The sequence below is a fragment of the Streptomyces sp. NPDC047971 genome (assembly GCF_040653355.1).
Lineage (GTDB): Bacteria > Actinomycetota > Actinomycetes > Streptomycetales > Streptomycetaceae > Streptomyces.
In genome coordinates, this window is record NZ_JBEZNW010000009.1 from 1 (window position 1) to 22734 (window position 22734).

Consider the following 22734-nt stretch of genomic DNA (forward strand, 5'->3'; position numbering starts at 1 on the left):
ATGAAGACCCTCGACCACACCCGCATCACCATCGCCGCCCAGGCCATCGGCATCGCCCAGGGCGCCCTCGACTACGCCAAGGGCTACGTCACCGAACGCAAGCAGTTCGGCAAGCCGATCGCCGACTTCCAGGGCGTGCAGTTCATGCTCGCCGACATGGCCATGAAGCTCGAAGCCGCCCGCCAGCTCACCTACGCCGCCGCGGCCAAGTCGGAACGCGTCGACGGCGACCTCACCTTCTTCGGCGCCGCCGCCAAGTGCTTCGCCTCCGACGTCGCCATGGAGGTCACCACCGACGCCGTCCAGCTCCTCGGCGGCTACGGCTACACCCGCGACTACCCCGTCGAGCGCATGATGCGCGACGCCAAGATCACCCAGATCTACGAGGGCACCAACCAGGTCCAGCGCATCGTCATGGCCCGCAACCTCCCGTAATCGTCTGTCACTTGAAAGGAGCCAGGCCGTGACCCTGAGGATCGCTGTCTGTGTGAAGTACGTACCCGACGCGACCGGCGACCGCGGTTTCGCCGACGACCTGACGGTCGACCGCGACGAGGTGGACGGCCTGCTGTCGGAGCTGGACGAGTACGCGGTCGAGCAGGCGCTGCGCATCTCCGAGGAGTCCGACGACGCCGAGGTCACCGTCATCACGGTCGGCCCGGACGACGCCAAGGACGCGCTGCGCAAGGCGCTGTCGATGGGCGCCGACAAGGCCGTCCACGTCAACGACGACGACATCCACGGCACCGACGTCATCGGCACCTCCGCGATCGTCGCCAAGGCCCTGGAGAAGACCGGCTTCGACCTGGTCATCTGCGGCATGGCGTCGACCGACGGCACCATGGGCGTGCTGCCGGCGCTGCTGGCCGAGCGCCTCGGCCTCCCGCAGGTCACCCTGCTCTCCGAGGTCTCCGTGGAGGACGGCCTCGTGAAGGGCCGTCGGGACGGCGACGCCGCCACCGAGCTGCTCGAGGCCCCGCTGCCGGCCGTCGTCTCGGTCACCGACCAGTCCGGCGAGGCCCGTTACCCCTCCTTCAAGGGGATCATGGCGGCCAAGAAGAAGCCGGTCGAGGAGCTGGACCTGGACGACCTCGACATCGACGCCGACGAGGTCGGTCTGGCCGGGTCGTGGACCCTGGTCGAGTCGGTGGCGGCCCGCCCGGCCCGCACCGCGGGCACGATCGTCACGGACGAGGGCGACGGCGGCAAGCAGCTCGCCGCGTTCCTGTCCGCCCAGAAGTTCATCTGATCCACCGTCACTATCGTTCAGGAGCAAGGAATCATGGCTGAGATCCTGGTTCTCGTGGACCACGCCGACGGTGCGGTCCGCAAGCCGGCGCTCGAACTGCTCACCCTGGCCCGCCGGATCGGCGAGCCGACGGCCGTCGTGCTCGGCGCCGGCGAGGCCGCGGCGTCGATCGCCGCGACCGCCGGCGAGTACGGCGCCGCGACCGTGTACGTCGCGGACGGCGCCGAGTTCACCGACCAGCTCGTCGTGCCCAAGGTCGACGCGCTCACCCAGATCGCCAAGGACAAGGGCGTCGCCGCCGTCCTGGTGACCTCGTCCGGCGAGGGCAAGGAGGTCGCCGCCCGCGTGGCCCTGCGCCTCGGCTCCGGTCTGATCACCGACGCCGTGGAGCTGGAGGCCGGCGAGAACGGCCCCGTCGCCACCCAGTCCGTCTTCGCCGCCTCGTACCAGGTGAAGTCCACCGTGTCGCACGGCGTCCCGGTCATCACGGTCAAGCCCAACTCCGCCGCGCCCGAGGCCGCCCCGGCCGCCGGCACGGTCGAGAACGTCACCGTCGCCTTCACCGGCAACGCGGCCAAGGTCGTCTCGCGCACCCCGCGCGTCTCCACCGGCCGTCCCGAGCTGACCGAGTCCGCGATCGTGGTCTCCGGCGGCCGTGGTGTCGGCGCGGCCGAGGGCTTCGAGGTCGTCGAGAAGCTCGCCGACTCCCTCGGCGCGGCCGTCGGCGCCTCCCGCGCCGCGGTGGACGCCGGCTGGTACCCGCACTCCAACCAGGTCGGCCAGACGGGCAAGCAGGTCTCGCCGCAGCTGTACATCGCGGCGGGCATCTCCGGCGCGATCCAGCACCGGGCCGGCATGCAGACGTCGAAGACCATCGTGGCCGTCAACAAGGACGCCGAGGCCCCGATCTTCGACCTCGTCGACTACGGCGTGGTCGGCGACCTCTTCGAGGTCCTGCCGCAGCTGACGGACGAGATCGGCGCGCGGTAGGGGCCGGTCCCCCGCTGACGGAAGCGGCCCGATGGCACTCTGTGCCATCGGGCCGCTTCCGTCGTGTCCGGCTCGGATCCGGCCGGGACCTCTCGTCGTGTCCGCTCAGATCCAGCCGTCGAGCGGAACCTCCTCGCAGAGCCGGACGACCGGCTGCCCCGCCACCGCCGAGCGGGCGGCGAGCCTGACCCGGACTCCGGGGCGCACCGCGTGCGGCGGTCCGTCGACCCGGCAGCGGACGACGAAGCCCTCGGCCATGTGCACCGGCCACAGGTCGGCGTCGGCCGCCGTGAACCCGCGGCGCACGGTGATCACGCCCTCGCCCTCGCTGCGTTCGGGCGCGAGATCGGTCGACCCGCAGGTCGGACAGAGCAGGCGCTGGAAGGTGGTGGTCTGGCACCAGCGGCAGAGCTGGTAGTAGAGCTCGGCGTCTGCGGCCGATTCCTCGGTCCGGACGGCGGCGCTCCCGGTCCTCAGTCCCGTGGATCCGGTGTGGAACACGATGCGTTCTCCTTGCACTCGGCGGCTCAACCGTGCATGGAGCCAAGATATGGCACTGAGTGCCATCAAATAAAGACCTCAGGAGACCTCAGTTCCCTCAATTGGAGATACTGAGATCCCTGACGCGCTTCTCACCTCTCGCCGAGGCTCGACTCCACCTCGCGCACCACGCGCCACATCGGCGTGGACCGCTTGGTGATCACCACGACGACGTCCTCGGCCTCCTCGCCCTGGACGCCGCCGCCCTCACCGCCCCCGCTCCAGGTGTCGCGGACGAACTCCAGGGCCCGGTCCACCTCGGCCAGCGGGTCGCCCTCGCCACCCGAGCGCAGCCAGTGGCGCAGGGCGTGGTTGTGGGCGGCGACCACGGAGGCGGCGACGACGTTGGCCCGCAGGGTCCCGTCCCGGCGATCGGCCCAGCGGGTGCGGAGGTAGTCGCCGAGCGTCTTCTCGTACCGCCAGACGACCGACAGCTCGTACGTCCGCAGGCCCGTCACCTCGCGGGTGAGGCGGTAACGCTGCACGGAGAAGGTCGGGTTCTCGGCGTACATCCGCATGACGAGGCGGGTGGCGTCACAGATCCTGACCAGCGGGTCGTCGGTGTCCGCGCTCGCCGCGAGGAACTCGGTCATGTCGGCGAGGCTCTGCTCGTGGTCGGGGAAGACCACGTCCTCCTTGGACGGGAAGTACCGGAAGAAGGACCGCCGGCCGACCCCCGCGAGGGTGACGATGTCGTCCACGGTGGTCTGCTCGTACCCCCGCTCCAGGAAGAGCTGGAAGGCCGCGGCGATGAGGGAGTCCCGCATCGTGGGCTTGGTGGTGTTCGTCGACGCAGTTCCCATGGCCCGAACCTAACATCCGGGGGTCGAAAGCGCGGCACTTGGTGCCAGCCTCAGCTGGCACCAAGTGCTATGTCGCAGGTCGGAGGGGTCCGGTCAGCGGGCCGCCATGCGCAGGGCGCCGTCCATCCGGATGGTCTCGCCGTTGAGGTAGTCGTGCTCGGCCACCATGGTGACGAGCCTGGCGTACTCCTCGGGACGGGCGAGACGCTGCGGGAAGGTGACGCCGGCGCCGAGCCCGGCCCTGATCTCCTCGCTGAACCCGGCCATCATCGGGGTGTCGACGATCCCGGGGGCGATGGTGACGACCCGGATGCCGAACTGGGCGAGGTCGCGGGCGGCCGTGACGGTCATACCGGCGACGCCGGCCTTGGAGGCGGCGTACGCGATCTGGCCGACCTGGCCCTCGAAGGCGGCGATCGAGGCGGTGTTGACCACGAGGCCGCGCTGGCCGTTCTCGTCGGGCTCCCGGCGGGAGATGGCCTCGGCCGCCAGGCGCATCACGTTGAACGTCCCCAGCAGGTTGACGTTCAGGACCGTGCGGAACAGGTCGAGGTCGTGCGGACCCTTGCGGCCCAGGATGCGGGCGGAGGGGGCGATGCCCGCGCAGTTGACGGCGAGCCGCAGTTCGGCGCCGTCGGCCTCGATCCGGGCGAGCGCCTCGCGGACGGGGCCCTCCTCGGTGACGTCGGCGGCGAGCAGGGTGACGCCGTCGGGCCGGGGCCCCGCGGCGTCTACGGCCTTGTCCAGGTCCAGGCCGTAGACGGTGGCGCCGCGGGCGGCCAGGGCGGCGGCGGTGGCGGCACCCAGGCCGGATGCGGCGCCGGTGACGAGCGCGGCGGAGCCGGCGATGTCCATGGAACTCCTCGTACGAAGGGGGCGACGTCGGGAAGGACGGGCGGGGCGGGAGGGGTCAGCGGACGAGCTGACGGCTGATGACCAGCCGCTGGATCTGGTTCGTCCCCTCGAAGATCTGCATGATCTTGGCTTCGCGCATGTAGCGCTCCGCCGGGAAGTCACGGGTGTAGCCATACCCGCCGAGGACCTGGACGGCGTCCGTGGTCACCTTCATGGCGGTGTCGGTCGCGATCAGCTTGGCGGCGCTGGCCTGGCGGCTGAAGGGGCGGCCGAGGTCACGTCGGCGGGCCGCGTCGAGGTAGGTGGCGCGGGCGGAGTCGACGGCGGCGGCCATGTCGGCGAGCAGGAAGCCGAGCCCCTGGTGGTCGATGATCTTCCGGCCGAAGGTGGTGCGCTCGTTGGCGTACGCGACGGCGGCTTCCAGGGCGGCCTGCGCCAGGCCCGTGGCGCAGGCGGCGATGCCGAGCCGGCCGCAGTCGAGCGCGCTGAAGGCGATCTGCAGGCCCTGCCCCTCGTCGCCGATGAGCCGGTCGGCGTCGAGCAGGGCGCCGTCCCAGTGGGCGGAGGTGGTCGGGACCGCCTGGAGGCCCATCTTCCGCTCGGGCTTGCCGAAGCTGAGGCCCTCGGTCTCGCCGGGGGCGAGGAAGCAGGAGATGCCGTGGCTGCCCGGCGCGGTGCGGGCGAAGAGGGCGTAGAAGCCGGCCTTGCCGCCGTGGGTGATCCATGCCTTGTTGCCGGTGACGCGGTACGCGGTGCCGTCGTCGGTCCGCTCGGCCTTGCAGGCGAGGGCGGCCGCGTCGGAGCCGGCCTGCGGCTCGGAGAGGCTGTAGCCGCCGACGGTCTCGCCGGCGAGCATCGCGGGCAGCCAGCGCTCCTTCTGCTCCGCGGTGCCGAAGGTGTGCAGCGGGTGGCAGGCGAGCGTGTGGACGCTGGTGGCGACCGCGACGGCCGCCCAGCGGGCCGCCAGCTCCTCCAGGACCTGGAGGTACACCTCGTACGGCTGGCCTCCGCCGCCGAACTCCTCGGGATACGCGAGGCCGAGCAGCCCGGCGTCGCCCAGGGTGGTGAACAGACCTTCCGGGTACGTCTCGGCGGCCTCGTGCTCGTCCACGCGGGGGGAGAGCTCCTTGTCGGCGATCTCCCGCGTGAGGGCGATGAGGTCCGCCGCTTCGGGGGTGGGAAGCAGGCGGTCGACATCCATGGCGACTCCAGTGACACTCAGTACCGCTGTAACGGTACTGCGGGCGGTACGGCAGTACCGTTGAGAGTAGCGCAGAAGGGTTCCGCCGTAACCCCCCGAACGGGTCGACCGGCATACTGTTCGGGTGATCGACACCTCAGCCGCCGGCGCCGCCCCGAAGCTGACGGGCCGCGGCGCGGCCCGCCGGTCCGCGCTGTTCGAGGAGCTCGTGGCCCTCCTGGTCGGCGAGGGCTTCGCCCAGCTGACCCTGGACGATCTGGCAGCCCGGTTGCGCTGCTCCAAGCGCACGCTCTACGGCCTGGCGGACAGCAAGGAACAGCTGGTCCGCGCGGCCGTGGTCCACTTCTTCCGGCGCGCGACCACCCGTGTCGAGGCCGTTCTCGCGGCGGAGCAGGAGCCCGCGGAGCGACTGGCCGCCTATCTGCGGGCGGTCGCGGCGGAGCTGGCCCCGGTCTCTCCCCGCTTCTTCGACGACGTGGCCGCCTTCGAGCCCGCGGCGGAGGTCTACGAGCGCAACACCCGCGCGGCGGCGGGCCGGGTGCAGCAGCTGATCGAGGAGGGCGTGCGCGCGGGTGTCTTCCGTGAGGTGCACGTGACCTTCGCGGCCGATGTCATCGCCTCGGTCATGGTCCGCATCCAGCAGCGGCAGGTCGCCGCCACCACCGGGCTGGCGGACGCCGAGGCGTACGGACAGCTGGCCGAGCTCCTGCTGAACGGGCTGCGCAAGAGCTGAGGAACCCGGGCGGACGGCCGAGCCGGCTCCCGCTCGCCGGTCACGGTCCGCGGCGGTGGTGCGCTCACATCGCGCCGTCCGTCCCGGACGCCACCGGGGGGCGGAGCCGCGCGCCCGGGTCCGGAATCTCCTAGAACTCGTCGCCTGTGTGCGGCAGCCGCGGAGTCCGCAGCGCCGTGTCGAGCATGGCGGCCGCGCCCGGGAGGTGCTCCTCGACCAGGCCGGCGGCGACCAGGTCCGTGACACGCGTACCGCCGAGATAACAGGCGCTCAGATCCTGTACGCCGATGGAGAGTTCGGCCGGGTCCTCGGTCGGCTCGTATCGCGCGTGCCCGGGTCCGGCCGTGAGACGGAAGCGTCCGGAGTTGGCGGGGAGGCGGCTGTCGTGCACCTCCAGGACGAGGTCCGCCGCGGCGGCCCAGGAACGGGCCTCCAGCGCCTCGCGGACATCGACGAGTCGCACCCACAGCGCGGGGAACTGCCCCGTCACCCGCACCTGGTCGCGGTCGCCGGCGAAGAGCAGCAGCGGGTCGTCGAGCGGCCTGCCCCAGGCGCGGACGGTGCCGGTCAGGTCGATCGAGGCGAGGTAGCGCCAGAGCGCGGCCGCGGCGGCGGGGGTGTCGGCCTCCAGCTCGTCGACCCGCACCAGGCCGGGTGCGTGGGTCTCCTCGTTCTCGCCCTTGGTGCGGTAGACGGCGTACCCGGCCAGGGGGTCGCCGAGGGCGACGATCCGGGGCGGGGAGAGCTCGTCGTCGTCCTCGTCCTCGTCGGCCAGCCACTCCCCGGTCCAGCGTTCCTCGTCCCGCGCGGTCCGGCCGGCTCGCAGGGCGCGCGTGGCCTCGAAGTAGGGCCCGACGGCGGCGGGCGCGTCGGCCGGGTCGATCAGCCGCAGCGGGCGCTCGTCGGGGTCGATCCGCAGGGCGAGCGGGCGCCGTGAGTCGATCTCGACGGTGACGCCCTGGGTGGCGGGGCCGAAGCCGAACCGGCCGTAGATGGCGTCCTCGGACGCCCAGAGCGCGGCGATCGGCTCACCACGCCCGGCGCAGCGGCGGAAGAGCTCGGCGAGGAGCGCGGAGAGCACCCCTCGGCGCCGGTGGGTGGGCGCGACGGAGACGAAGGTGAGCCCGGGGCAGGGCAGCTCGCCGCCGGGCACGGAGAGCGTGAAGCGGTGTGCGGCGACGAAGCCGACGAGCATCTCGCCCTCGTACGCGCCGACGCGCTCGCACGGGAGGAGCAGTTCGCGGTGGTGCTTGCGCCGTTCCTCCCCGGGACGCTCGTGGAAGACGAGGTACGCGAGGTCGAGGGCGCGGTCGAGATGGCCTTCGGGTACGTCACGAATGTCCATGATCCGGACCCTAGCGCTCGACCGCGCCGGTGCTCGACGTCAGGCGTGCCCGCCGGTCAGGCGACGGACCCTATCCGGCCGTCGGGGGCGCGCGGTCCGTCGTGGTGGATCGGGGTGTGCGCACCGGTGAGGGAGGTGCCGGAGCCGCCGCGGCGGTTGGCGACGATCTCGGCGGCGATGGACAGGGCCGTCTCCTCCGGGGTGCGGGCGCCGAGGTCGAGCCCTATCGGGGAGCGCAGGCGGGCCAGTTCGAGGTCGGAGACGCCGACCTCGCGCAGCCGCTTGTTGCGGTCCTCGTGGGTGCGGCGGGAGCCCATCGCGCCGACGTAGGCGACGGGAAGCTTCAGGGCCGCTTCGAGGAGCGGGACGTCGAACTTGGCGTCGTGCGTCAGGACGCACAGCACGGTCCGCCCGTCGACCTCGGTCGACTCCAGGTAGCGGTGCGGCCAGTCGACGACGATCTCGTCGGCCTCGGGGAAGCGCGCCGGCGTCGCGAAGACGGGCCGGGCGTCGCAGACGGTGACGTGGTAGCCGAGGAACTTGCCGACCCGGACGAGGGCGGAGGCGAAGTCGATGGCACCGAAGACGATCATGCGGGGGGCCGGGACGGAGGACTCGACGAGGAGGGTGAGCGGCTGCCCGCAGCGGCTGCCGTCCTCGCCGATCTCGACGGTGCCGGTGCGGCCCGCGTCCAGCATCGCCAGGGCCTCGCCGGCCGCGGTGCGGTCCAGCTCGGGGTGGCCGCCGAGGCCGCCCTCGTACGTCCCGTCGGGGTGGACGAGGAGCGCCCGGCCCCTGAGGTCGGTGGGGCCATCGACGATCCTGGCGAGGGCCGCCGCCTCTCCCGAGACAGCGGCGGCCAGAGCGGCGGGGAAGACCCCGCCGCGGACCGGGGTGACGAGGATGTCGATGACTCCGCCGCAGGTCAGACCCACGGCGAAGGCGTCCTCGTCGCTGTACCCGAAGCGCTCGACGACGGTCTCGCCGTCTTCGAGGGCCTGTTGGCACAGCTCGTAGACCGCGCCCTCCACACATCCGCCGGACACCGAGCCGATCGCCGTGCCGTCGCTGTCGACGGCGAGGGCGGCACCCGGCTGCCGGGGCGCGCTCCCGCCGACCGCCACGACGGTGGCGACGGCGAACTCGCGTCCCTGCTCGACCCACCGGTGCAGCTCTTCGGCGATGTCCAGCATCTCGAACTCCTCGATACGTGTGTGGAGGGCGACGTCAAGGGCGTCAGCTGACGCCCAGCCAGCTCTCGATCGGATGGATCGCGAAGAACACGATGAAGATCGCGGTCAGGCCCCACATGAAGGCGCCCACTTCGCGTGCCTTGCCCTGAGCCGTCTTGATGACGGCGTAGGAGATGACACCGGCCGCGACACCCGTGGTGATGGTGTACGTGAACGGCATCAGGACCACGGTGAGGAACACCGGGATCGCTACGGAGCGGTCGCTCCAGTCGACGTGCTTGGCGTTCTGCATCATCATCGCGCCGATGACGACCAGGGCCGCGGAGGCGACCTCGGCCGGCACGATCGCGGTGATCGGGGTGAAGAAGAGGCAGGCCGCGAAGAACGCGCCCGTGACGACGGAGGACAGGCCCGTACGGGCGCCCTCGCCGACGCCGGTCGCCGACTCGACGAAGACGGTCTGGCCGGAGCCGCCGACGCCGCCGCCGATGACACCGCCGGCACCGTCGATGAACAGCGCCTTGGACAGGCCGGGCATCCGGCCCTGGGAGTCGGCGAGCTTGGCCTCGGAGCCGACACCGATGATCGTGGCCATGGCGTCGAAGAAGCCGGCAAGGACCAGGGTGAAGACGATCATGGTGATCGTGATGTAGCCGACGTCGCCCCAGCCGCTGAAGGACACTTCGCCGATGAGCGAGAAGTCCGGCATGGAGACGGCGCTGCCGCTGAGCTCCGGCGGGCCGGCGAACCAGGACTTGGCCGGCAGGTCGCCGACGGCGTTGACGATGGCGGCGATGACCGTGCCCGCCACGATGCCGATCAGGATGGCGCCGGGCACGTTGCGGGCCTGGAGCGCGAAGATCAGCAGCAGGGTGAAGGCGAAGATCAGGACCGGCCAGCCGGCCAGCTCACCGGCCGGGCCGAGGACGACCGGGCCACCGCCGGGCGAGGGGTTCTCGTGGACGAAGCCGGCCTTGACGAAGCCGATCAGCGCGATGAAGAGACCGATGCCGATGGTGATCGCGTGCTTGATCGCCAGCGGGATCGCGTTCATGATCATCTCACGGAGGCCGGTGACCACCAGGAGACAGATCACCACACCGTAGGCCACACACATGGCCATGGCCTGCGGCCAGGTCATGACGGAGATGACCTGCGAGGACAGGACGCCCGAGACGCTGAGACCGGCCGCCAGGGCGAGCGGGACCTTGCCCCAGAAGCCCATCAGCAGAGTGGTCGCGGCAGCGGCGAGGGCGGTCGCGGTGATGAGTGCGGGCTGGCTGAGGACGTTGCCGTCCACATCCTTGCCGCCGAGGATCAGGGGGTTGAGCAGGAGAATGTACGCCATCGCCATGAAGGTGGTGACGCCGCCGCGGATCTCCGTCGCGACGGTGGATCCTCTCTCCGAGATGTGAAAGTACCGGTCGAGCCAAGAGCGGCCGGCGGGGACGTTCGAGCCGGAGCCCGCGTCCTCCGAGGCGGTCTTGGGCTCCACTGACGACTGGGTCATGGGGCCTACTCCCAAGGTTCAAAGGGGCACCCGCATAAGACGTGGGACGTCAGAGAAGCTGCGGGATTTGGGATGCTGCGTGGGCTGCACGACCCGGGGGACGGCCCGAGACGAACTTGGATGAATCAGGGTCGATCTGGTGCTGCTCGGTACTGCTCGATGGTGCTGGTGTTGCTGTTGTTACTCGGTGGTGCTGGTACTGCCGGTGGTATCGCTGAGCGGTGATACCGGGGGGCGCTCCGGGCGGTGCGGGCGGGGAAGTGTGACGTTCCTGGGAGGCACACACCGCCCGGAGAGTCCTACAGGGTGCCGGTGAGCGCCTCGGGGCGGACCGGCGTCTTGTTGAGCTCCAGGCCCGTCGCGTTCCGGATCGCCGCGAGGACGGCCGGGGTGGACGACAGGGTCGGGGCCTCGCCGAGTCCCCGCAGGCCGTACGGCGCGTTGGGGTCGGCCAGTTCGAGTACGTCGACCGGGATGGTCGGCGTGTCGAGGATCGTCGGGATCAGGTAGTCCGTGAAGGAGGGGTTGCGCACCTTCGCGGTCTTCGGGTCCACGATGATCTCTTCCATCACCGCGACGCCCAGGCCCTGGGTGGTACCACCCTGGATCTGGCCGACCACGGAGAGCATGTTGAGCGCCTTGCCGACGTCCTGGGCGGTCGCGAGCTCGATGACCTTGACGAGGCCGAGCTCGGTGTCCACCTCCACCACCGCGCGGTGCGCTGCGAAGGTGTACTGGACGTGTCCGTCACCCTGGCCGGTGCGCAGGTCGAACGCGACGGTCGGGCGGTGCCGGAACTCGTGCTCCTGGTCGACGGCCTCGTCTTCCAGGACGTCCGCCAGGTCCGCCAGGACCTCGCCGCCGTCGGTGACGACCTTGCCGTTCTCCAGCAGCAGCTCGGCGGTCGCCCACGCGGGGTGGTACGAGCCGAACTTGCGGCGGCCGATCTCCAGGACGGCCTCGCGCACCTTCTCGCAGGTGTTCTTCACCGCGCCACCGGTCATGTACGTCTGCCGGGAGGCGGACGTCGAGCCGGCGGAACCGACCTGGGTGTCGGCCGGGTGGATCGTCACCTGGGTGACGCCCAGCTCCGTGCGGGCGATCTGCGCGTGGACGGTGACACCGCCCTGGCCGACCTCCGCCATGGCCGTGTGGACCATCGCGACCGGCTCGCCGTTGATGACCTCGATGCGCACACGTGCGGTCGAGTAGTCGTCGAAGCCCTCGGAGAAGCCGACGTTCTTGATGCCGACCGCGTAGCCGACGCCGCGGACGACGCCCTCACCGTGCGTGGTGTTGGACAGACCGCCCGGCAGCGCGCGGACGTCCGCCTGCTCACCGGCGGCGAGCCACTGCTGCTCCGGCGGCATCGGGCGGGCCTTGACCCGGCGCAGCAGCTCGGCGACCGGGGCCGGCGAGTCCACGACCTGGCCGGTCGGCATGATCGTGCCCTGCTCCATGGCGTTCAGCTGGCGGAACTCCACCGGGTCCATGCCCAGCTTCGCCGCGAGCTTGTCCATCTGCGCCTCGTAGGCGAAGCACGCCTGGACCGCGCCGAAACCGCGCATCGCGCCACAGGGCGGGTTGTTGGTGTAGAGCGCGACCGCCTCGATCTCGACGTCGTCGATGACGTACGGGCCGACGGAGAGGGAGGAGGCGTTGCCGACGACGGCCGGGGAGGCCGAGGCGTAGGCGCCGCCGTCCAGCACGATCCGGCACTTCATGTGCGTGATCTTGCCGTCCTTCGTGGCCCCGTGCTCGTACCAGAGCTTCGCCGGGTGGCGGTGGACGTGGCCGAAGAAGGACTCGAAGCGGTTGTAGACGATCTTGACGGGCTTGCCGGTGCGCAGCGCCAGCAAGCAGGCGTGGATCTGCATCGAGATGTCCTCGCGACCGCCGAAGGCACCGCCGACGCCGGAGAGCGTCATGCGCACCTTCTCCTCGGGCAGGCCGAGGACGGGGGCGATCTGCTTGAGGTCCGAGTGCAGCCACTGGGTGGCGACGTACAGGTCGACACCGCCGTCCTCGGCGGGCACGGCGAGGCCGGACTCCGGGCCGAGGAAGGCCTGGTCCTGCATGCCGAAGGTGTACTCGCCCGTGACGATGACGTCGGCCCGCTTGGCGGCCTCGTCCGCGTCGCCGCGGATGATCGGCTGGCGGTGCACGATGTTCGGGTGCGGGACGTGACCGGAGTGGTGGTCGTCGCGGCCCTCGTGGATCAGCGGGGCGTCCTCGGCGAGGGCGGAGGCCTCGTCGGTGACGAGCGGCAGCTCCCGGTACTCGATCTTGACCTTGGCGGCCGCGCGGCGCGCGGTCTCCGGGTGGTCGGCGGCGATCAGGGCCACCGGCTCGCCGTGGTGGCGTACCCGGCCGTTGGCCAGGACGGGGGTGTCCTGGATCTCCAGGCCGTAGTTCTTCATCTCGGCCGGCAGGTCGTCGTACGTGAGGACGGCGTACACGCCGCCCATCGCGAGCGCCTCGGAGATGTCGATGGAGACGATCTCGGCGTGCGCGACGGTGGAGCGGAGCGTCTGGCCCCACAGCATGTCCTCGTGCCACATGTCCGAGGAGTACGCGAACTCACCGGTGACCTTGAGGGTGCCGTCGGGGCGGAGCGTGGACTCGCCGATGCCGCCCTTGGTGTGGTTCTGGGTGACGTTGGTCGGTGTGCCCGCCGGAGCGGTGCGCGTGTTCTGAGCCATCGTCAGACCGCCTCTCCCTGACGGGCGGCCGCCAGGCGGACCGCGTCGAGGATCTTCTCGTAACCCGTGCACCGGCAGAGGTTGCCGGAGAGGGCCTCACGGATGTCCTGGTCGGACGGGTCGCTCTGGCGCTCCAGGAGCTCGTCGGCCGCGATCAGGAGACCGGGGGTGCAGAAGCCGCACTGGACGGCGCCCGCGTCGATGAACGCCTGCTGGATCGGGGAGAGCTGGACGCCCTCACCGGTCTGCGAGTCGGCCGGCTTGGCCTGCCACTTCTTCGCCGAGTCGAGGCTGGTGCCGCAGCCGCCGGTGCCGCAGGCACCGCCGGGGTGGGCGTCGTCGCGGTGCTGGGAGTAGTCCGCCAGACCCTCGACGGTGACGACCTCGCGGCCCTCGACCTGGCCGGCGGCGACCAGACAGGAGCAGACCGGCACGCCGTCCAGACGGACCGTGCAGGAACCGCACTCGCCCTGCTCGCAGGCGTTCTTGGAGCCGGGAAGGCCCATCCGCTCACGCAGAACGTAGAGGAGGGACTCACCCTCCCAGACGTCGTCGGCTTCCTGCGGACGACCGTTGACCGTGAAATTGACGCGCATGGTTATGCAGCTCCCTCAAGCGAGCGGCCGGTGCCGCGGTACTGCTCCCAGGTCCAGCCGAGCTGACGGCGGGCCATGATGCCGACGGCGTGGCGGCGGTACTTGGCGGTGCCACGGACGTCGTCGATCGGGTTCGCGGCCCCGGAGCACAGGTCCGCGAACTGCTTGGCGATCGACGGGGTGATGATCTTCCCGCTTTCCCAGAAACCGCCCTCCTCCAGAGCCGAGTTCAAGAACGCCTCGGCCTCCTTGGCGCGGATCGGGGTCGGCGCGGCCGAACCGATACCGGTACGGACCGTGCGGGTCTCCGGGTGGAGCGCCAGGCCGAAGGCGCAGACCGCGATGACCATCGCGTTGCGCGTGCCGACCTTGGAGTACTGCTGGGGACCGTCCGCCTTCTTGATGTGGACGGTCTTGATGAGCTCGTCGGGCTCCAGCGCGTTGCGCTTCACACCCGTGTAGAACGCGTCGATCGGGATGAACCGGCTGCCGCGCACCGACTCGACCTCGACCTCGGCACCCGCCGCGAGCAGCGCGGGGTGCGCGTCACCGGCCGGCGACGCGGTGCCCAGGTTGCCGCCGACACCACCGCGGTTACGGATCTGCGGGGACGCCACGGTGTGCGAGGCCAGCGCCAGACCGGGCAGCTCGGCCCGCAGGTTCTCCATGATCTGGGTGTACGGAACGGACGCGCCGAGGCGGACGTTCTCCTCGCCGACCTCCCACTCGCGCAGCAGCTCGATGCGGTTCAGGTCCAGGAGGTACTCGGGACGCCGGTGGTCGAAGTTGATCTCGACCATGATGTCGGTACCACCGGCGATGGGCACGGCTGTGGGGTGCTCTGCCTTGGCGGCGAGCGCCTCCTCCCAGCTGGCGGGGCGAAGGAAGTCCATGGTGGCTCTCTTCTTGTGCTTCTAGTGATCGGGGGTCGGTCTACTGGGCCTGGGGATGACCGGCCCTCGACTTCGAATTCATGTTCACGTGCTGTTAACGCGATGTGTGGCCTAGTACACAAGCCCGGCTGGCTGGGGTGCAGTCACCGAAAACATGAAGGAGTTGGCTGGTGTCCCGGTTCGTCTTGTAGATTCGAACGAAAGGCGGGGCTCAGTAACCTCGCCGTTTTCCCCTGGAAACGGTGGCACCAGCCGCCGACGACAACGCGACAGACGAGTGACTGACGAAAAGGAACGGCGGCGACGAGATGCGGCTGCGCGCACTGCTGGAAACCGACGCGCTGGGGCTGCGCCTGCTCGGTGGTGAGGACGAGCTGGACCGCACCGTCCGCGGCGTGATGACGACGGACCTGAAGGACCCCAGCCGGTACCTGTCCGGCGGGGAGCTGGTCCTCACCGGCCTCGCCTGGCTGCGGGAGCCGGAGGACGCCGAGCCCTTCGTCCGGATCCTGGCGTCCGCCGGGGTGGCGGCGCTGGCCGCCGGCGAGGCGGAGCTCGGTGACATCCCCGACGATCTCGTGCAGGCGTGTTTGCGCCATCGGCTGCCGCTCTTCGCGGTGAACGAGTCCGTTGCATTCGCGACGATCACCGAACATGTTGTTCGACAGGTGTCCGGGGAGCGGGCCGGCGACCTGGCGGCGGTCGTGGACCGTCACCGGCGGCTGATGACCTCCGGCCCGGCGGGCGGCGGGCCCGAGGTCGTCCTCGATCTCCTCGGCTCCGACCTCGACCTCCGGGCCTGGGTCCTCTCCCCCACCGGCCGCCAGATCGCGGGAGCGGGCGAGCCCCTGGACGCCGGTCTCGCGGCCACGCTGGCCGGCGAGCACCTGGCCGCCACCCGGACCGGCCGACGCGGGCCGCACCGGCTGAGCGCCGCCGGATCCACGTACTCGCTCTTCCCTATCCGCAACACCGGGCGCGGGGCCCCTCCCGCCTCCAGGGACGTCCGGGAGACCGTCCTGTCCGACTGGCTGCTCGCCGTCGAGGCCGACGCGGGCGACTGGCCGGCCGCCCGGCTGGACCTGCTCCAGGGCGTCACCCAGCTGATCGCCGTCGAGCGGGACCGGCGGGACGCGGCGCGCACGGTACGGCGCCGGCTCGCGCAGGAGGTCCTGGAGCTGGTCCAGACGGGCGCCGCGCCGGCCGAGATCGCCGCACGGCTGCGGGTCGCCGCCCCGGTGCTGCTTCCGGGCCTGGGGACCGCCCCCCACTGGCAGGTCGTCGTCGCCCGGGTCGAGTGGGACACCGAGGGCGGGACGGCCGCCGTGGAGACCGGTCCGGTGGCCCAGGCCCTCCTGGAGGAGATCCTCGTCGACCCCGCGACCGTGGGAGCCGACTCCGCCGACCGGATCGCCGTCGCCCACCACGGCGACGAGGCCATCGCGCTGGTCCCGCTGCCCGCCGGGCCGCTGCCGGACAGCGAGGACGAGGGCACCACCAGCATCGGGCTGCACGCCGACGCGCTGCTCGCGGCGGTGCGCGACCCGCTGTCGTCCGGTCTCGCCGACGACGGCCGCCTCACCCTGGGCGTCAGCGCGGCCGTGCACTCGGCCGAGGGGCTGCGCGGCGCCCTGGAGGAGGCCCGCCACGCCCGGCGGGTCGCCGCCGCCCGCCCGGGCCGCGTGTGCGCCGCGGGCCACCACGAGCTGGCCTCCCACGTCCTGCTCCTCCCGTTCGTCCCGGACGACGTCCGCCGCGCCTTCACGGCCCGGCTGCTCGATCCGCTGCGCGACTACGACCGCCGCCACCGCGCCGAGCTCATCCCCACGCTGGAGGCGTTCCTCGACTGCGACGGCTCCTGGACCCGCTGCGCGACCCGGCTCCACCTGCATGTGAACACCCTGCGCTACCGGGTGGGCCGGATCGAGCAACTGACCGGCCGCGACCTGTCGCGTCTGGAGGACAAGCTCGACTTCTTCCTGGCGCTGCGGATGTCGTAGGGCGCGGAGGACCCTGGATCGCGGGTCGGGAGGGTTCCGGAAGGGACCCTCCCGACCCGCTCCGTTCTCCGGGGCGGAAATCCCCCGCTTGGCGGAGGCCGCCCGAGGACCACCCGCCCGGCCCAACGTGGTCGAGCGGTTCGGCGAGATTCATCTCTTCGGGGGAATCGGGGAACTGACGGTTCCGAAGGTGACGCCCCTGGTCGGCGACGGTGCCCGTGCGGACGCGGTCGTGGGGGCCGACGGAGCCCGGTCCCGTCGGATCGGTCACGGGGCGCGACCGGGCGCCGCCGTCCGTATACCGGTACCCGCACGGCTCTTGTGAATTCATTCACCTGACCTCTTGGCCCGGCCCACCCGTTCGTGTTGAGATGCGGGCCTGACTCAACAGCTCAATGGCGCGCTCGGGGAGGGCAATGTGGCGGACACCGCCATGTCTGGTTCCGAAACGACGGGTGGCGACGATCCGTCCCCTGCCTTCGGCGGGAGGACGCCCATGGAGACCGCCATATGGCGGCTCCGCTCACGCGGCTGTTGGACGGACGCGGCCGCTCTGCTCGCGCCGCGTGCGGCGGAACCCGCGGCGGCCCTGGAACGGGCGGCCCTGCTGATCGAGCGCTGCCTGTACACCGAGAAGGGCTGGGCCGAGGCGGAGGAGGCCCTGCGGGCGGCCGAGGCGGTCGCCCAGAGCGACGAGGAGCGCGGGGCCGCGGCATGCGAACGCGGCTATCTCGCCTACGCGTCGACGCTGCTCGGCGTACGGGACAGGGCCGACGAGGCCACCGCGGCGCTGGGCCGGGCGGCCGCGCTGATCAACCCCTCGGCAGAAGGGCGTCCGCTGCTGGACTTCCGGCGCGGGCTGATCGCCCAGAACCTCGGCGACTCGCCCGACGCCGCCCGGGCCGCGTTCCGGCGCGCACACGCGGGTGCGACGGACCGCGGGGACACCTTCCTTCTCTCCTCCACCTGGCGACATCTGGCCGGAATCGCCCTGCGTGAGGGCGAGTTGGCGGAGGCGAGACGGGGCTTCGCGGAGTCACTGAGGATCCGCGAGGAGCTCGGGTTCCTGGTGGGCACGGCTCCCGCCCTGACCTCCCTCGCGGCCACCGAGACGGAGCCGGAGGCGGGCCGACTGCGGGCCGAGGCGGGCCGGCTCTTCCGCCTCCTGGGCGGAGTGCCCACCTGGCTCTCGGCCCAACTCGCTCCCCAGATCGCGACATGACGGAGCATCACATCCGCTGACGCGTCCCCTCGTCCAGGCGCAGGAGCGCCTCGTCCATCCCCGCGACCAGTCCCCCGTCCGGAGCGATCACCACCGCACGGACGGGCGGGCCCGGGCGGAAGGTCAGGCGCTCCTTCGTGTCGAGGTGGTGGAGCTCGATCAGGCCGTCGGCCCAGGCGATCGCGAGCGAGGGGCCGTCGGCCGTCGGGGCCGCGTGCAACGCCACCACCGGGCACGGGCGTTCGACCAGGGGCTCGGGGTGCGGGTCCTGGCCGGGGGTCCAGAGCCGGACCGTGCCGTCGAGGCCCCCGCTGCACAGGAAGGGGGTGGGCGGTGCCTCGACAGCGGTGACAGCCGTGACCCGGCCGCTGTGCAGCGCGGCCTGGTGAATGCCCGTCAGCCCGAAGGCATGCACGGACCCGAGCCGGTCGCCCACGACCACGGATCCGCTGATCGCCGCCAGCGCCGTGCCCGGATGTCGGGTGAGGGTGGCCGCGACGGCCGCGGTCAGCCGCTCCAGGTAGGGCGGGCGCGGTCCGGGCAGCCCGCGCACCGTGTGCAGTCGGCCGCGTTCGTCGAGGAGCAGGAGGGTCCCGTCCGGCGCGGGCGCGAGCGTCTTGATCCGGCGGGCCGGGCTGGCGAAGGTCTGGCCGGCGGGGGTCCCGTCGGAGGTGCGCAGCAGGTGCACGGCGTCTGTCGGGCCCGCGACGAGGAGGCGGTCGCCGATCGTCCCGAGCGCCGTGACGGGCCCCGGCCACGGAGGCGTCAGATCTCCCCGGACCCGGGTCCACCGGACCCGCCACGCGGCGTCCGCGGCGAGGTCCCGAAGCGCGGGACGGAGACGGGGGTCGGCGCCGTCGCCGAGCGCGCCGAGCAGCACCAGCGCCCGGCCCGCGGGCTCCTGGTCGCGGCAGAGGGACTGTCCGGCGCGGAGCCAGGCGGAGCGCAGACCACCGCGGTCGTCGCCGGAACCGCCCGTGTATCCGGTGGTCACGAGCAGCGGATCGGCCGCGCACACGGCGCGGGGATCGGCGAGATCGACCGGCGGGCGCGCGAACCGCTCCGCCGTCCGGCCGGCCCCCCGCGCGGGGGCACCGTCCGCCTCGGCGGGCTCGGACACCTCCACCACCGTGGCGCGGCGCGCGGCGAGGAGGCTGTGGGCGGGGGTGTCCGCGCGCACCTCCACGGCGAGCCGGATCCGGCCCAACTCGGACAGCTCTCCGAAGAGTTCGGCGATTCCCTCCGGCTCCGCAGCCTCGTGCAGGTCCGTCAGGACGAGGACCGCGCGGCGCGCCTCGGTGGTGGCGAGGACCTGGACCAGTTCGCCGGGTGTCCTCGCCACGACGCCGAGCCGGTTCGCGATCGTCCAGGCCGTACCGAGCGTGCTCTGTCCGGCGAGCGGGATCAGTTCGCGGGTCGATCGCCGACGGCGGGCGCCGGGCCGGCCGCCGTGCGCGGCGAACCAGGCGAGGAGCGCGGACTTGCCGCGGCGGGGACCACCGGTGACCAGACAGAGCCGGGGCGCGTCCGGGGCGGTGAGCCAGCCGAGCAGGGCCGTCGCCTGGGCTTCCGTACCGGCGGCGGGGCGCTCCCCGCGGACGGATCCGGTCACGTGCGCCGTCCCCGTGCCGGGGACGGAGTCGCGGACGGCATGGGACACCTCACGGACGGCGCTGTGCGAGCGGGCTGACGGCAACGACCTTAGTCGTCAGCCCTGCGATCCGGTGAAGTGCTCCCGTACGAGTGACTGCACGACGGTGAGGTCCTGGGCGATGAGGGCGTCGAGGAGGGCGGTGTGTTCCGCCGCGTCCGCGACCAGTTCGCCGTGGCGGGTCGCCGGAGCGCTCATCAGGGGCCACTGGGAGCGGCGGTGGAGGTCGTCGGCGATGACGAGGAGCTGTTCGTTTCCGGCCAGGGAGAGGACGGCGCGGTGGAAGGCGCGGTCGGTCTCGGCGTAGTGGGCGCGGTCGCCGCGGGCGGCGGCGGCCGAGGTGGCCTCGGCGAGCGGGCGGAGCTCGGACCAGCGGGCGGCCGGGACGGTACGGGCCAGGCGGAGCATGACCGGGATCTCGATGAGCGCGCGGACCTCGGCGAGTTCGGCGAGTTCGCGCGGGGTGCGCCGGGTGACGCGGAAGCCGCGGTTCGGCACCACCTCGACGGCGCCCTCGGTCGCCAGCTGCTGCATGGCCTCGCGCACGGGGGTCGCCGAGACCCCGAAGCGTTCGGCGAGGACGGGGGCGGAGTACACCTCGCCGGGGACCAGTTCGCCGGAGACGAGGGACGTGCGCAGGGCTTGGAGGATCTGCCCACGCACGGAGTGGCGGCGGACGGGACGCGGGGCGAGCCCGGGCGCGGGCGGCTCGCTGTGGGTGTGCTCGCCGCGTGAGGGCGCGGAAAGGGTCTCCGAGGGGTGCGCCGGGGGTACGTCCCTGCCGCCCCGCGCCTGGCCGGGTACGGCGCCGCGCGCCTGTTCCGAGACGCCGCCGCGTGCCTGTCCGGGCACCCGTGCGGCGCCGTCGAGCGGAGGGTACGGCTCCTCAAGCGCCCGCTCGCGCGCTCTGCCCTGCTCCACCCGGGTCCTCCTGCGGGGTCGTGCCGGGCCCGGCTCGCGATACCGGTGCCCCCTGTGCACCATATGCGAGACAGGACCGCATCGGGGGGTTCAGGGCTTGCCCGCCGGACGGTAGGGGCAAACTTCGATCGCGTCGGGTAAGGTAAGGCTAACCTGCTAACGATCGCGATTCGGTGGTCCCCTATGGCCGTCCCCGCTCTGCTCCCCGCCCCTTTCACCTCGCCCGTCGCGGCTTCCTACGCCCGCCTCGGCGAGGTGTTCTCCGGCCTGCGGATAGAGGAGCTGGACCAGGCCGAGCAGGCTCCCAGGGGCGGCGGCTGGGTCGGCGCGGAGGAACTGGCGGCCGGGGGCGCCGCCCTCGACGCCTTCCTCGCCTGGGACAACGCCCAGGTGCTCCGCGACTACGGTCAGCAGGCCCGCCCCGACGTGGTCGCCAGTTTCGGACTGCACCGGTACGCCTGGCCGGCCTGCCTCCTGGTCACGGTCCCCTGGTTCCTGCACCGCCGGGTCCCCCGGATGCCCGTCAGGAACGTCGCCTTCCAGCGGGCCCTCGGCAGGATGACCGTCCGCGTCGAGGAGTTCGCCTGCCTGCCGGGCGATCCCGCCGCCACCCTGCCCGGCGCCCGGGTCGTCCCGGACGAGGAGGCGCTGCGCGCCGAGGTCCGGGACTCGCTGGCCGAGCACTTCGAGGCCGTCCTGGCCGGCTTCGGGTCGCGGATGCGGCGCGGAAGGCGGGCGCTGTGGGGCATGGCCACGGACGAGATCGTCGAGGGGCTCTGGTACATCGCGGCGCTGCTCGGCGAGGAGGAGCGGGGGATGCGCGAGCTGGAGCTGCTGATGCCCGGCACGGCCAAGCCGTACGCGGGCTCCGCCGGCTTCCGCGAGCTCGCCGGTTCGGTGGACGCCGACGGGGCGACCCGTTCGACTCGGGACCGCGCCACCTGCTGCTTCTTCTACACCCTGCGCCCCGAGGACACCTGTCTGACGTGCCCGCGCACCTGTGACGCCGAGCGGGTCCGCCGGCTCGCGGCGACCGCCTGACACTCCCGTGGGAATACGCCACCCGTACGGGTGACGTCGCTCGAACGCAACTCCCTTTGCCCGTGCGGCCGTTCGACCAGATGGCACCTATTCGTATGCCCTCCGGTCCCAATGGCGTGCTCTTGCCGCGAAACCCCTCGTGGGCCTCCCGAGGTCGGCCAATATGGGCGGCCGAAAGGCCCTACCGCGATGCAAGGGACACCGCATGAGACTGACCGACATATCGCTGGACTGGCTGCTTCCGGGTGGCGTGATGGTGGCCGGAGTCCTGACGGCGGTGGCGGTGCTCGCGCGCGGCAAGCGCGCCGGTGACCAGGCCGCGGCCGAGGACTCCTGGGAGCGCAGCGAGGAACGCCGCAGACGCAAGGAAGCGATCTACGGAACGGCCTCCTACGTCCTGCTCTTCTGCTGTGCGGCCGTCGCCGCCGCACTCTCCTTCCACGGGCTCGTCGGCTTCGGCCGGCAGAACCTCAACCTCACCGGCGGCTGGGAGTACCTCGTCCCGTTCGGGCTCGACGGGGCGGCGATGTTCTGCTCGGTCCTCGCGGTCCGCGAGGCCAGCCACGGCGACGCGGCGCTCGGCTCGCGCCTTCTCGTGTGGACGTTCGCGGGCGCGGCGGCCTGGTTCAACTGGGTCCACGCTCCCCGGGGCCTGGGCCACGCGGGCGCCCCGCAGTTCTTCGCCGGCATGTCCCTCTCGGCGGCGGTCCTCTTCGACCGGGCCCTCAAGCAGACCCGCCGGGCGGCGCTGCGCGAGCAGGGCCTGGTGCCCCGCCCGCTTCCGCAGATCCGCATCGTGCGGTGGCTGAGGGCGCCGAGGGAGACCTTCGCGGCCTGGTCGCTGATGCTGCTCGAAGGCGTACGGACGCTGGACGAGGCGGTCGACGAGGTCCGCGAGGACCGTCGCGAGAAGCAGCAGAACCGGCTCCGCAGGCGCGATCAGGAGAAGCTGGACCGGGCCAGGCTGCGGGCGATCAACCGGCAGCACCGGGCCTTCGGGCTCGGCCGCGGCGGCCGTCAGGTCGAGATGCCGGCGCTGAACTCCGGCGCGGCATCGGTGGGTTCGGCGGGCTCCGCGACGGCGTCCGTGGGGACGCCCGTCGCGGAGCCCGCCATAGCCGAGCCCGGACAGCTGCCGCTTCGACACCGGCCCTCCCTCCAGGCCGTGCAGGGTACTGAGCCCAGGACGGTGGACCTCACCGCCGAGGACGACACCCAGGCGCTGCCCCGGCTCGACTCCCTGGAGCGCAAACTCAAGGATCTGGAGCAGCAGTTCGGCTGAGGCCGGA

General features: G+C 72.1%; 20 protein-coding genes. 8 read left to right on the top strand and 12 right to left on the bottom strand.

The window, feature by feature from the left end; genetic code table 11:
• From AB0D99_RS11525 to AB0D99_RS11535, 3 genes are all read left to right on the top strand, one after another.
• A partial coding sequence (locus tag AB0D99_RS11525) for an acyl-CoA dehydrogenase family protein (protein WP_362359122.1) occupies nt 1-435 on the top strand: 435 nt, incomplete at its 5' end.
• Nucleotides 436-463: 28 nt separating this feature from the next.
• Nucleotides 464-1249 (top strand): electron transfer flavoprotein subunit beta/FixA family protein, encoded by a 786-nt coding sequence (locus tag AB0D99_RS11530; RefSeq protein WP_362359124.1) that lies wholly within the window; start codon nt 464-466, stop codon nt 1247-1249.
• A gap of 33 nt (nt 1250-1282) precedes the next feature.
• A complete protein-coding gene (locus tag AB0D99_RS11535; protein ID WP_362359126.1) occupies nt 1283-2239 on the top strand; it encodes an electron transfer flavoprotein subunit alpha/FixB family protein in 957 nt (318 codons plus the stop codon).
• Nucleotides 2240-2344: 105 nt separating this feature from the next.
• Here AB0D99_RS11535 and AB0D99_RS11540 read toward each other — a convergent pair whose 3' ends face one another.
• From AB0D99_RS11540 to AB0D99_RS11555, 4 genes are all read right to left on the bottom strand, one after another.
• On the bottom strand, nt 2345-2740 hold the full coding sequence (locus AB0D99_RS11540; protein ID WP_362359128.1) for a zinc ribbon domain-containing protein: 396 nt from the start codon (nt 2738-2740) through the stop codon (nt 2345-2347).
• Between the two features lie 131 nt (nt 2741-2871).
• Entirely contained in the window at nt 2872-3582 is a 711-nt protein-coding gene (locus AB0D99_RS11545; protein ID WP_362359130.1) for a TetR family transcriptional regulator, read from the bottom strand.
• Nucleotides 3583-3675: 93 nt separating this feature from the next.
• Nucleotides 3676-4437, bottom strand: a complete 762-nt coding sequence (locus AB0D99_RS11550; RefSeq protein WP_362359132.1) for an SDR family NAD(P)-dependent oxidoreductase — start codon at nt 4435-4437, stop codon at nt 3676-3678.
• Between the two features lie 55 nt (nt 4438-4492).
• Nucleotides 4493-5638, bottom strand: a complete 1146-nt coding sequence (locus AB0D99_RS11555) for an acyl-CoA dehydrogenase family protein (protein WP_362359134.1) — start codon at nt 5636-5638, stop codon at nt 4493-4495.
• A 124-nt stretch (nt 5639-5762) separates the two neighbouring features.
• Here AB0D99_RS11555 and AB0D99_RS11560 point away from each other — a divergent pair, with 124 nt between their 5' ends.
• Nucleotides 5763-6371: a TetR/AcrR family transcriptional regulator gene (locus AB0D99_RS11560; protein ID WP_362359137.1), complete on the top strand. Its 609-nt coding sequence runs from the start codon at nt 5763-5765 to the stop codon at nt 6369-6371.
• Between the two features lie 130 nt (nt 6372-6501).
• Here AB0D99_RS11560 and AB0D99_RS11565 read toward each other — a convergent pair whose 3' ends face one another.
• From AB0D99_RS11565 to AB0D99_RS11590, 6 genes are all read right to left on the bottom strand, one after another.
• Nucleotides 6502-7716, bottom strand: coding sequence for a GNAT family N-acetyltransferase (locus AB0D99_RS11565; protein WP_362359139.1), 1215 nt, complete (start codon nt 7714-7716; stop codon nt 6502-6504).
• 56 nt (nt 7717-7772) lie between these two features.
• On the bottom strand, nt 7773-8909 hold the full coding sequence (locus tag AB0D99_RS11570) for an XdhC/CoxI family protein (RefSeq protein WP_362359141.1): 1137 nt from the start codon (nt 8907-8909) through the stop codon (nt 7773-7775).
• Between the two features lie 43 nt (nt 8910-8952).
• The gene (locus tag AB0D99_RS11575; protein WP_362359143.1) at nt 8953-10419 is read right to left on the bottom strand and encodes an NCS2 family permease; all 1467 of its coding nucleotides are present in this window, start codon (nt 10417-10419) and stop codon (nt 8953-8955) included.
• 299 nt (nt 10420-10718) lie between these two features.
• Nucleotides 10719-13121: a xanthine dehydrogenase subunit D gene (gene pucD / locus AB0D99_RS11580; RefSeq protein ID WP_362359145.1), complete on the bottom strand. Its 2403-nt coding sequence runs from the start codon at nt 13119-13121 to the stop codon at nt 10719-10721.
• Between the two features lie 2 nt (nt 13122-13123).
• Nucleotides 13124-13717: a (2Fe-2S)-binding protein gene (locus tag AB0D99_RS11585; protein WP_362359147.1), complete on the bottom strand. Its 594-nt coding sequence runs from the start codon at nt 13715-13717 to the stop codon at nt 13124-13126.
• 2 nt (nt 13718-13719) lie between these two features.
• Nucleotides 13720-14610: a xanthine dehydrogenase family protein subunit M gene (locus AB0D99_RS11590; RefSeq protein ID WP_362359149.1), complete on the bottom strand. Its 891-nt coding sequence runs from the start codon at nt 14608-14610 to the stop codon at nt 13720-13722.
• Nucleotides 14611-14918: 308 nt separating this feature from the next.
• Between AB0D99_RS11590 and AB0D99_RS11595 the strand changes: the two genes are divergently transcribed.
• Nucleotides 14919-16610 carry a PucR family transcriptional regulator ligand-binding domain-containing protein gene (locus AB0D99_RS11595; RefSeq protein ID WP_362359151.1) on the top strand — a complete coding sequence of 564 codons (1692 nt, stop codon included), beginning with the start codon at nt 14919-14921 and terminating at the stop codon, nt 16608-16610.
• A 433-nt stretch (nt 16611-17043) separates the two neighbouring features.
• A complete protein-coding gene (locus tag AB0D99_RS11600; protein WP_362359153.1) occupies nt 17044-17832 on the top strand; it encodes a hypothetical protein in 789 nt (262 codons plus the stop codon).
• Between the two features lie 7 nt (nt 17833-17839).
• On the opposite strand, the gene AB0D99_RS11605 is transcribed toward AB0D99_RS11600, so the two are convergent.
• Together AB0D99_RS11605 and AB0D99_RS11610 are read right to left on the bottom strand one after the other, a co-directional pair.
• A complete protein-coding gene (locus AB0D99_RS11605; RefSeq protein WP_362359155.1) occupies nt 17840-19444 on the bottom strand; it encodes a WD40 repeat domain-containing protein in 1605 nt (534 codons plus the stop codon).
• A 96-nt stretch (nt 19445-19540) separates the two neighbouring features.
• Nucleotides 19541-20404: a GntR family transcriptional regulator gene (locus AB0D99_RS11610; RefSeq protein WP_362359157.1), complete on the bottom strand. Its 864-nt coding sequence runs from the start codon at nt 20402-20404 to the stop codon at nt 19541-19543.
• Nucleotides 20405-20587: 183 nt separating this feature from the next.
• Here AB0D99_RS11610 and AB0D99_RS11615 point away from each other — a divergent pair, with 183 nt between their 5' ends.
• Nucleotides 20588-21445, top strand: coding sequence for a (2Fe-2S)-binding protein (locus tag AB0D99_RS11615; RefSeq protein ID WP_362359159.1), 858 nt, complete (start codon nt 20588-20590; stop codon nt 21443-21445).
• Nucleotides 21446-21650: 205 nt separating this feature from the next.
• Nucleotides 21651-22727 carry a DUF2637 domain-containing protein gene (locus AB0D99_RS11620; RefSeq protein WP_362359161.1) on the top strand — a complete coding sequence of 359 codons (1077 nt, stop codon included), beginning with the start codon at nt 21651-21653 and terminating at the stop codon, nt 22725-22727.
• Nucleotides 22728-22734 lie beyond the last annotated feature (7 nt).

Bases quoted from the DNA above. Each gene is read 5' to 3' on its own strand.
- AB0D99_RS11535 (WP_362359126.1), top strand. From the start codon at position 1,283: ATGGCTGAGATCCTGGTTCTCGTGGACCACGCCGACGGTGCGGTCCGC.
- AB0D99_RS11545 (WP_362359130.1), bottom strand. From the start codon at position 3,582: ATGGGAACTGCGTCGACGAACACCACCAAGCCCACGATGCGGGACTCC.
- AB0D99_RS11550 (WP_362359132.1), bottom strand. From the start codon at position 4,437: ATGGACATCGCCGGCTCCGCCGCGCTCGTCACCGGCGCCGCATCCGGC.
- AB0D99_RS11555 (WP_362359134.1), bottom strand. From the start codon at position 5,638: ATGGATGTCGACCGCCTGCTTCCCACCCCCGAAGCGGCGGACCTCATC.
- AB0D99_RS11565 (WP_362359139.1), bottom strand. From the start codon at position 7,716: ATGGACATTCGTGACGTACCCGAAGGCCATCTCGACCGCGCCCTCGAC.
- AB0D99_RS11570 (WP_362359141.1), bottom strand. From the start codon at position 8,909: ATGCTGGACATCGCCGAAGAGCTGCACCGGTGGGTCGAGCAGGGACGC.
- AB0D99_RS11575 (WP_362359143.1), bottom strand. From the start codon at position 10,419: ATGACCCAGTCGTCAGTGGAGCCCAAGACCGCCTCGGAGGACGCGGGC.
- pucD (WP_362359145.1), bottom strand. From the start codon at position 13,121: ATGGCTCAGAACACGCGCACCGCTCCGGCGGGCACACCGACCAACGTC.
- AB0D99_RS11585 (WP_362359147.1), bottom strand. From the start codon at position 13,717: ATGCGCGTCAATTTCACGGTCAACGGTCGTCCGCAGGAAGCCGACGAC.
- AB0D99_RS11590 (WP_362359149.1), bottom strand. From the start codon at position 14,610: ATGGACTTCCTTCGCCCCGCCAGCTGGGAGGAGGCGCTCGCCGCCAAG.
- AB0D99_RS11595 (WP_362359151.1), top strand. From the start codon at position 14,919: ATGCGGCTGCGCGCACTGCTGGAAACCGACGCGCTGGGGCTGCGCCTG.
- AB0D99_RS11600 (WP_362359153.1), top strand. From the start codon at position 17,044: ATGTCTGGTTCCGAAACGACGGGTGGCGACGATCCGTCCCCTGCCTTC.
- AB0D99_RS11615 (WP_362359159.1), top strand. From the start codon at position 20,588: ATGGCCGTCCCCGCTCTGCTCCCCGCCCCTTTCACCTCGCCCGTCGCG.
- AB0D99_RS11620 (WP_362359161.1), top strand. From the start codon at position 21,651: ATGAGACTGACCGACATATCGCTGGACTGGCTGCTTCCGGGTGGCGTG.